Consider the following 7,656-nt stretch of genomic DNA (forward strand, 5'->3'; position numbering starts at 1 on the left):
GGCGGCGCGCCACGCCTCCTCGTCCTCCGCCGCCGCGCGCTCGGCGCGGAGCGCGCCGACCCGGGCCGCGAGCGGCTCGTCCCCCGCCTCGCGCAGCGCCTTCACCGTGTCGCGGTGCGCCGCGCGCGGATGAACGGCGAACAGCCGGGCGAGCGCCGGCTCCGGCTCGAGGCCGGCGACGTGCCGGAACCGCTCCTCGTCGAGCGCGGCGCCGAGCGCGTCGAGCTCGCCCGGCAGCAGATCCATCGGGTGGGCGTCCATGATAGAAGGCATCCTCCGACCCGGTCGGGCGACGGGCGCCGAGCGCGAACCAGTTCGCGACGGCGGCGCTCCCACCTACCGCGCCGGGCGGTCGCTTGACAGCGATTCCGCCGAATTTAGCTTCCCCGTCGGAGATTCACGGGTATGCCCATCTACGAGTACGAGTGCCCCAAGTGCGGGCGCTTCGATCACCTGCAGAAGATGTCCTCGCCGGCGCTGGAGATCCACGAGGTCTGCGGCTCGAAGGTGACGAAGCTCATGTCCGCGAGCGCCTTCGCCTTCAAGGGCTCGGGCTTCTACATCACGGACTACAACGGCCGGAACTCCGCCGCGATCACCGGCAAGTCGGACAAGTCCGAGTCGAAGCCGGAGCCGAAGGCCGACGCCTGCGCGACCTGCCCCGCCAAGCAGGGCGCCGGCGCGTGCTAGCAGAGCGGCGGGGCGGGGGCGCAGCCCCCGTCGAAACATGAAGCGGCTCTCCCTCTCCGTGGCCCCCGCGGACGCGGGCGAGCGGCTCGACCGCTTCATCGCCGCGCGCGGCGGCATCTCGCGCGGCCTCGCGCGGCGCACGCTCGACGCGGGCGGCGTGTTCCTCGACGGACGCCGCTGCAAGGTCTCCGGCAAGCTCCTCCACAAAGGCCAGGAGGTGGTCGTCAACCTCGAGGAGGCGGGCCGCTCCGCGCCCGCGCCCGGCGCGCTCGACCGCTCGCGCCTCCTCTACGCGGACCGGGACCTCGTCGCGGTGGACAAGCCCGCGGGCGTGCCCGCGCAGCCGACGCTCACGACCGACCAGGGCACCCTGCCCGAACTCGTCGCCGCGCTGCTCGGCGCGCCGGTGACGCTCGTCCACCGGCTCGACCGCGAGACGAGCGGGGTCACCGTGCTCGCGCGGAGCGCCGCCGCGGCCGCCGCGCTCGCCGAGGCGTTCCGCACCGGCACGCCGGAGAAGACCTACCTCGCGCTGTGCGCCCGGGCCCCCGCGCCGCCCGAGGGGCGGATCGACGCGCCGCTCGGCAAGGACCCGGCGCGCGCCGGGCTCCGTCGCGTGGACCCGCGCGGCGACGCGGCGGTGACGCGCTACCGGACGCTGCGTGAAGGCCCGCTCGCCGCGCTCGTCGAGGCGCGCCCCGAGACCGGGCGCACGCACCAGATCCGCGTGCACCTCGCCCACCTCGGCGCGCCGCTGCTCGGCGACCCGCGCTACGGCGGCCCGCGGCGCGTCGGCGAGGTGGCGATCCCGCGCGTCATGCTGCACGCGCGGCGGCTCGAGATCGCCCACCCCGCGTCCGGCGCGCGGCTCGTCTTCGAGGCGTCCGTGCCGGACGACTTCGGGGCCGCGGAGGCCGCGCTGCTGCCCTGACTCGCGGGCCCGCCGCCCCCCCTCCGCGACGTCCCTCGCGCGGAGCGGTGCCCTCCCGCGGCCGCGTCAGCGGCGCCGCGGCAGGAACGGCTCCGGGTTCAGGAGCTTGTACGTCTGCGGGTCCATGACGCTCTCCGGGAACCGCCGCGGGCGGAGCTCGTGGAGCACGCGGGCGGTGTTCTCGGCGAGGGTCGAGGCGATCTTGAGGCGCCGGTCGCGCTCGACGAACGCAGCGACGAGCGTCTGCATGCGGTGGATCTGCCCCTCCGGCACCGCCCCGATGCGCCGGACGAGGAAGAGCGCGCTGCCGGCGAGCCACACCTCGCGCGTCTCGAGCTCGCGGGCGGAGTCGAACGGGGGCGCGAACCCGTAGTGGGCGAGCAGGTCGAGGAGCTTCGGCACGACCTTGGGGCCGAACTTCACGAGCTCGGCCTCGACGTCCCAGGGCGACATGCCGCGCGCCCGCGCCTCCTCGGCGATGGGCGTCTTCCACTCCATGTACAGGTCCTCGTACAGCGCGAGCCAGATCCGCATCCGCTCGCGCCGCGGCGCGCGGTTCACCGCGCGCACGAGCGGGGCAGCGTCCGTCTCCCGCAGGTGGCGCTCCACGGTGGGCACCGGGTTCAGGGCGCGCAGGTTCCTGACGAAGAAGGCTCTCGAGGGGTGCGGGCAGAGGACGTTCACCGTGAGGAAGGCACGGTCGGCCCCCCGGCCGAAGAGCCCGGCGCGGTCGATCGACCTGAGCGCGCCCACCATGGCCGTGAGGATCGCCCGGTCCAGCGACTCGCGCCGGCCGGCGGGGTCCGGCAGCGCCACCTCGCGGACCCCCGCGTCGAAGTCGTGGAAGTCCCAGTCGGCGGCCGACCAGCGCAGCAGGCGGCGCCCCGCCTCGCCGCGGAAGCGCGGGTCGTCGGCCGCGCGGGCGGTCGCGGCGCGGGCGAGCCCCTCCTCGGTGTTCGCCGAGGCGCGCACCGACGCGTAGCCCGACTCCGCGTCGGTGTAGAGCGCGAAGGCGTAGAGGGTCTCGGAGCCGATGCGCTCGCGGAGCGCGCGGACCGCGGCGGCGGTCCGGTCGGTCAGCGCGCGCCGGAAGGCGGCGAGGTCGAAGGAGGCGGCCGCGGGATCGGCGGGGACGTGGACGGGCGCGCGCACTCTGAGCGCAACGGTAGCCCCGTCCTCGCCCGGGAAGCCATCCCGCCCCCGGCGCGTCGGCGACCGCAGCGGTCGGGTTCGGTCCCGGGCGGCGACGCGACCATCCGCGTCAGCAGACGCAGCGGTAGTCGGAGAGCTCCTCGAAGCCCGCGCGCGCGAGCTCCGCCCGGATGAGCGCCCGCGCGCCGGGTGCGCCGACGGCCACGAGCAGGGGGAGCCCCCGCGCGCGCGCCACGTCGCCGTAGCCGACGACCGGCGCGCCGCGGATCTCCCGGCCGATCTTGTTCCGGTCGACCTCGACGAAGAGCGCCACGCGCACGCCCTCGCGGAGGAGCGCGTCGGCGAAGGTCTTGCCGGTCTCGCCCGCCCCCCACACCGCCACCTCGCGCCGCCCGGCGAGCGGCCCGCGCGCGAGGTGGTGGCACTTGAGGGCCACGTGGCGCGCCAGGGCGTAGCGCGGATCGGTGCGCGTCGCGCGCGCCGGCGCCTCGCGCCAGGCGAGCAGCGTGCGCGGGACGTTCGCGAGCCGGCCCCCCGCGGCGTGCAGGCGGAGCCAGAGGTCGTAGTCCTCGGGGAAGTCGCCGTCGCGCCAGCCGCCGGCCGCGGCGAGCGCGGCCCGGCGGATGGTGGTGGCGGGGTGCACGAGCGGCGCCTCGACGAAGAGGTCGCGGTGGAGCTCGTCGGGGGTCGTCAGGCCGTTCAGCCAGGCCGCGTAGCGGAGCATGCCCGGCCGGAGGATGCGGCGCGGGAAGAGCCGTACGCGCGAGCCGGCGGCGGCGAGCGAGCGGTCCGCCTCGAGCGCGGCGCGCTGGAGCGCGAGCCGCTCGGGGTGGGCCACGTCGTCCGCGTCCATGCGCGCGACGAGCTCCGCGTCGCAGGCGGCGAGGCCGCGGTTCAGCGCGCCGGCGATGCCCTCCCCCGGGCCGCGCAGGACGACGACGCGCCGGTCGCGGGCGGCGAGCCGCTCCAGGATCTCGGCGGTGCCGTCCCGCGAGCCGTCGTCCACGCACACGAGGGAGAGATCGCGCTCGCTCTGGCGGAGGATGGACACCGCCGCCGCCCGCACGGTGGCGGCCGCGTCGCGGGCGGGCATTAGGACGGCGAGGCGAGGCATCCAGGTGATCCGCAGGCGCGAATGAGCGAGGCGAGCCCGCCGGGGCGCCGCCGCGAACGGCGGGCGAAGACCCGCCGGGGCTCAGCGGCGGTCGCGAGGCGCGGGCCGTCCCATCAGAGCCTGGGCGCGCCGCCTCGCTCGACCGGCACGGCGCCGACCTCGGCGCACAGCCACTCGGCGGCGAGGAGGTAGCCGCGCATCCCGAGGCCGGTGATCTGGCCGCGGCAGGCGGGCGCGACGACGCTCGTCCGCCGGAACGCCTCGCGCGCGTGGATGTTCGAGAGGTGCACCTCGATCACCGGCACGTGCGGGATGGACTTCAGGCAGTCGTGGAGGACGTAGCTCGTGTGCGTGAGCGCGCCGGGGTTGAGGAGGATCCCCTGCGCGGCCTTGCGGTGCTCGTGGATGAAGTCGACGAGCGCCCCCTCGTGGTTCGACTGGAACGCCTTCACCTCCACGTTCCAGGCGGCGCACGCCTCGCGCACGAGCTTCTCCACCTCGGGGAGCGTGGTCCGCCCGTACACGTCGGGCTCGCGCTCCCCCAGCAGGTTCAGGTTCGGGCCGTTCACGAGGAGGATCATCGGGCTGCCTTTCCGGCCGCGCTGCGGCCGCGCGCGAGCGTAGCGCGCCCCTTCTTCCGAGTCGAAGCGCGAGACGGGGCGGGCGCCGCGATCTCGGCGACGGTGGCGTCCACCGCCTCGGCGTCCGCCTCGACGTCCCACTCCACCGCCCACCGCCCGCCCTCGACCGCGACGGGCAGCACCCAGCGCAGCCCGCCGTCGCCGCGCTTCTTGTCGAACGCCATGAGCCGCTGGGCGGCGCGGGCCGTCTCGCGCGGCACGCGGGCGGGGAGCCCGGCCGCGGCGAGGCGCTCCTCGACCGCGGTCGCGGCGTCGGCGCCGACGCGGCCGAGCCGGGCCGCGAGCCGGAAGGCGAAGGCGAGCCCGACGGCGACCGCCTCGCCGTGCGTGTAGCGGGAGAACGCCCCGGCCGCCTCCACGCCGTGGCCGAAGGTGTGGCCCAGGTTGAGGAGCTTGCGCGGCCCCTGCTCCGTAGGGTCCGCCTCGACCACGTCCACCTTCATGCGCGCGCAGGTCGCGATGACGAGCGGGTCGAGCGTCGCGGCGGCGAGCTGGGGCCCGAACGCCTCGAGCAGGTCGGGCCGGAGCGCGGCGTACTTCATCACCTCGCCCTTGCCGCTGCGGACCTCGCGCGCGGGCAAGGTCTCGAGCGCCGCGGGATCGGCGAGCACCGCCTCCGGCGGGTGGAACGCGCCGACCGCGTTCTTCGCGACGGGCAGGTTCACCGCGGTCTTCCCGCCGATCGCCGCGTCCACCATGCCGAGGAGCGTCGTCGGCACCGCGACCCACCGCACGCCGCGCATGTAGGTCGCGGCGAGGAAGCCGGCCGCGTCGGTGACCGCCCCGCCGCCGAGCGCCACGACGAGGCTCCGCCGCGTCATCCCCGCGCGGAGCAGGGCGACCGCGCCGCGCTCCAGCTCGCGCAGGCTCTTGCCGCGCTCGCCGTCGGGGAGGACGTGCACGAGGGCGAGCGGCGCCTCGCGCTCGAGCCGCGCGCGCACCTGCTTGCCGAAGGGGGTCGCGAGCACCCGCGCGCAGGAGACGAGCGCCACCCGATCGTGCTCGTCGGCGAGCGCGCCCACGAGCTCGGCCGCGCCCGAGCCGACGCGCACCGGGTACTCGTGGTCGCCCTGGCGGGCGGGGATCACCTCGACGAGCTCGGTCACAGGGACTCCAGGATGCGCCGCGCCACCGCCTCGGGCGTGAGGCCGTCGACGGGGACGGTGAGGTGGGCGCGGCGGTAGAGGGGGAGGCGGCGGGCGAGGAGCTCCGGCCAGCGCGCCGCGAGCGGCCGGGCCGCGTCGCCGCCGCCGGCGGAGAGCCGGCGCGCCGCCTCGGCCGCGGACACGTCGAGGAACACGACCCGGCCGACCGCGAGGAGCCGCCCGGCGCTCACCGGATCGCAGAACGCCCCGCCGCCCAGGTCCGCCACGACGCCCGCCGGGAGGGCGGCCACCGCCTCGCGCTCCAGCGCGCGGAAGCGCGGCTCGCCGTCGCTCGCGAAGATCTCGGCGATGGGGCGTCCGGCCGCCCGGACGATGGCGTCGTCGAGGTGGACCACGCGCCGCCCGAGGAGCCGGCCGAGGAGCTCGGCGACGGTCGACTTGCCGGAGCCCATCATGCCCGCGAGGGCGAGCGTCTCAGCGGATCCGAGCGGCATAGGCGAGGACCGCCTGCTCCACGTCCACGATGGCGTCGCCCCCGAACTTCTCGAGGAACGCGTTCGCGAGCTCCCACGCCACCACCGCCTCGCCGACGATCGCGGCGGCGGGCACGGCGCACACGTCGCTCCGCTCGTAGCGGGCCTGCGTCGCCTCGCGGGTCGCGAGGTCCACGGTGGGCAGCGGGGTGAGCATGGTGGGGATGGGCTTCATGTACGCGCGCACGCGGAGCGGCATGCCGTCCGTCATGCCGCCCTCGAGGCCCCCGGCGCGGTTGGACGGCCGGTGGAAGCCGCGCGCGGGGTCGTACGCGATGGGATCGTGGAAGTCGGGGCCGGAGCGGCCCACCTGCGTGCCGTCCCCGAGCTCGACCGCGCGGATGGCCTGGACGCCGCAGAGCGCGCCCGCGAGCCGCGCGGAGAGGCGGCGATCGGGGTGGACGTGGCTGCCGAGGCCGATGGGGAGCCCGGTCGCGTGGACGTCGAAGGCGCCGCCGATGGAGCCGCCGCGCGCCTTCTCCGCGTCGATGAGGGCGCGCCACTCCGCGGCGACCGCCTCGTCGTCCACGTGCAGGTCGGAGGCCTCGATGGCCGCGCGCTCCGCGTCGGTCGGCGGCTCCTCCACGTGGCGCAGGCGGGGGCCGATGGCCACGAGGCGCGAGGAGACCCGGACGCCGAAGCGGGCGAGGAGCTGCTTCGCGAGCGAGCCGAGCGCCACGGTCGCCGCGGTGGAGCGCGCGCTCGCGCGCTCGAGCACGTCGCGCGCGTCGGTGCGCGCGTACTTGAGGGCGCCCGCGAGGTCGGCGTGACCGGGCCGGACCTGGGTGAAGACGCGGCCGCCGCGGGCGTAGGGCGAGACGAGGTCCTTCCAGCTCTCGTGGTCCTTGTTCCAGACGACGAGGGCGATGGGCGCCCCCAGCGTCTCGCCGCCGCGCAGCCCGGCGAGGAACTCGGCCTCGTCCTTCTCGATCTTCTGCCGCCCGCCCCGCCCGTAGCCCTTCTGGCGCCGGCGGAGATCGCGGTTCACCTCGTCGAAGTCGATGTTCAGCCCGGCGGGGAAGCCCTCGGCGATGGCGACGAGGGCCGGCCCGTGCGACTCGCCGGCCGTGAGGTAACGGATGGTCATGAGGGCCTCCCGGGCGCGGCGATGGCCGACGCCATGAGCGCCTCCGGCGCGGCGCGGCCGGTCCAGAGCGCGAAGGCGAGCGCCCCCTGCCGGACGAGGACGCGTTCGCCGGAGACGAGCCGCGCGCCGGCCTCGCGCGCGGCGCGCGCGAGCGCGGTGTCGCCGTAGACGAAGTCGAGGACGAGCTGCCCGGCGCGGACGGAGAGCGGCAGCGGCAAGTCCTCGGCGTGCAGCCCGACCGAGGTCCCGTTCACGATCGCGTCGGCGGCGTCCGCCTCGGCGGCGAGCGCCTCCCACGGCACCGCCACGGGCGGCGGCGACGAGGCGGCGACGAGCGAAGCGAGCTCGCCCGCGAGCCGCTCGGCCGCGTCCGCCCGCCGCGCCGCGATGCGCAGCGCGGCG

At 76.7% G+C, this 7,656-nt stretch carries 8 protein-coding genes and 2 pseudogenes; 2 read left to right on the plus strand and 8 right to left on the minus strand.

The annotated features are described in order from the left end of the window. A pseudogene (locus MNZ29_RS22925) lies at positions 1 to 261 on the minus strand (hypothetical protein); the annotation flags it as partial. 144 nt (positions 262 to 405) lie between these two features. Here MNZ29_RS22925 and MNZ29_RS22930 point away from each other — a divergent pair. Both MNZ29_RS22930 and MNZ29_RS22935 read left to right on the plus strand, forming a co-directional pair. Beyond that, a complete protein-coding gene (locus MNZ29_RS22930; RefSeq protein WP_242341332.1) occupies positions 406 to 690 on the plus strand; it encodes an FmdB family zinc ribbon protein in 285 nt (94 codons plus the stop codon). 37 nt (positions 691 to 727) lie between these two features. After that, complete coding sequence (locus tag MNZ29_RS22935; RefSeq protein WP_242356925.1) at positions 728 to 1,621, plus strand: RluA family pseudouridine synthase; 894 nt, start codon at positions 728 to 730, stop codon at positions 1,619 to 1,621. 66 nt (positions 1,622 to 1,687) lie between these two features. Here the strand turns inward: MNZ29_RS22935 and MNZ29_RS22940 are convergent, their stop codons facing one another. The 7 genes and pseudogenes from MNZ29_RS22940 to MNZ29_RS22970 all read right to left on the minus strand — a co-directional run. After that, positions 1,688 to 2,773, minus strand: coding sequence for a DUF4303 domain-containing protein (locus MNZ29_RS22940; protein WP_242356927.1), 1,086 nt, complete (start codon positions 2,771 to 2,773; stop codon positions 1,688 to 1,690). A 109-nt stretch (positions 2,774 to 2,882) separates the two neighbouring features. Continuing rightward, positions 2,883 to 3,887, minus strand: a complete 1,005-nt coding sequence (locus MNZ29_RS22945) for a glycosyltransferase family 2 protein (protein ID WP_242356929.1) — start codon at positions 3,885 to 3,887, stop codon at positions 2,883 to 2,885. Between the two features lie 113 nt (positions 3,888 to 4,000). Further along, complete coding sequence (gene aroQ / locus MNZ29_RS22950) at positions 4,001 to 4,468, minus strand: type II 3-dehydroquinate dehydratase (RefSeq protein WP_242341325.1); 468 nt, start codon at positions 4,466 to 4,468, stop codon at positions 4,001 to 4,003. Next, positions 4,465 to 5,634, minus strand: a complete 1,170-nt coding sequence (locus tag MNZ29_RS22955) for a 3-dehydroquinate synthase family protein (RefSeq protein ID WP_242341323.1) — start codon at positions 5,632 to 5,634, stop codon at positions 4,465 to 4,467. Before MNZ29_RS22955 ends, aroQ begins: the two co-directional genes overlap by 4 nt. Next, positions 5,631 to 6,128: a shikimate kinase gene (locus MNZ29_RS22960; RefSeq protein WP_242341321.1), complete on the minus strand. Its 498-nt coding sequence runs from the start codon at positions 6,126 to 6,128 to the stop codon at positions 5,631 to 5,633. The genes MNZ29_RS22955 and MNZ29_RS22960 overlap by 4 nt, the downstream gene beginning before the upstream one ends. Next, positions 6,109 to 7,254, minus strand: coding sequence for a chorismate synthase (gene aroC, locus MNZ29_RS22965; RefSeq protein WP_242341320.1), 1,146 nt, complete (start codon positions 7,252 to 7,254; stop codon positions 6,109 to 6,111). Before aroC ends, MNZ29_RS22960 begins: the two co-directional genes overlap by 20 nt. Beyond that, positions 7,251 to 7,656: pseudogene (locus MNZ29_RS22970) on the minus strand (shikimate dehydrogenase (NADP+)); the annotation flags it as partial. The gene aroC and the pseudogene MNZ29_RS22970, both read right to left, overlap by 4 nt.

The sequence above is a fragment of the Anaeromyxobacter sp. SG64 genome (assembly GCF_022690745.1).
GTDB classification, from domain to species: domain Bacteria; phylum Myxococcota; class Myxococcia; order Myxococcales; family Anaeromyxobacteraceae; genus Anaeromyxobacter; species Anaeromyxobacter soli.